At 75.4% G+C, this 509-nt stretch carries 1 pseudogene; it reads right to left on the bottom strand.

The features are described from left to right. Positions 1–177: 177 nt before the first annotated feature. A pseudogene (locus tag ABD908_RS27515) lies at positions 178–509 on the bottom strand (hypothetical protein); the annotation flags it as partial.

Raw genomic sequence — 509 nt, 5'->3', positions numbered from 1 at the left:
CACCGCCCTGCCCGCGGCCGTCCCTGCCGCCAGCCCCGTCGTCACCAGCACCGCCGACTCGTCGAGCGTGGCCGCAGCAGCGGTTCCCGCGGTGCCTACCGGCCAGGCGGCGGCCGCGCCGGCCACGGCTTCGCCGGCCGTGAGTTCGCCCGGCTACTCGACCCCGGGACAGATCGGTTATGCGCTGCACAAGGCCCTCGGTGTGGGTGGCTCCACTGGGTCGACAGGCTCGACCGGGACCAGCGGCTCGTCGAGCTCGGCCGGCACCACCAGTTCGTCCAGCTCGGTGGGACTGGGTTCCAGCACATCGTCGGGCACCTCCGGGACGTCCTCGTCGGGCACCTCCTCGTCGGGCACTACCTCGTCGGGGACGTCCTCGTCGCACGTGTCGTCGTCCGGTGGCGGTTCGTCGTCCGGCGGGTCGCACAGCAGCGGCGGGTCGGGCGGGTCCCACGGCGGCGGCCGGTGAGCGCGGCGCTCGGGTGGGCGGGCGCCCACCCGAGCGCGAG

Origin of the sequence: Tsukamurella soli (assembly GCF_039541155.1) — a bacterium.
Lineage (GTDB): Bacteria > Actinomycetota > Actinomycetes > Mycobacteriales > Mycobacteriaceae > Tsukamurella > Tsukamurella soli.
The sequence above is the reverse complement of the archived record's forward strand: the minus strand, read 5'-3'. Positions and strand labels throughout refer to the sequence as shown.